Raw genomic sequence first — 315 nt, forward strand, 5'->3', positions numbered from 1 at the left:
TACGGACACTGCCCACCCCGAGCTCGAGGGGCTGGGCAAGTACGAGTACGGCTGGGCCGACCCGGACGCCGCGGGCGCAGCCGCCAAGCGCGGCCTCTCCGAAGAGGTCGTCCGCGACATCTCCGCCAAGAAGAACGAGCCCGAGTGGATGCTCAAGCTCCGGCTCAAGGGGCACAAGCTCTTCGAGAAGAAGCCGATGCCGAACTGGGGCTCGGACCTGTCGGGCATCGACTTCGACAACATCAAGTACTTCGTCCGCTCCACCGAGAAGCAGGCCCAGACCTGGGACGACCTGCCCGAGGACATCAAGAACAC

1 pseudogene is annotated in these 315 nt (G+C 65.1%); it reads left to right on the plus strand.

Going from position 1 to position 315, the window contains the following annotated elements:
* Nucleotides 1-315: pseudogene (locus IF54_RS0139140) on the plus strand (Fe-S cluster assembly protein SufB); the annotation flags it as partial.

The organism is Streptomyces sp. NRRL B-3229 (assembly GCF_000719505.1).
In the GTDB taxonomy this organism is placed as follows: Bacteria; Actinomycetota; Actinomycetes; order Streptomycetales; family Streptomycetaceae; genus Streptomyces; species Streptomyces griseorubiginosus.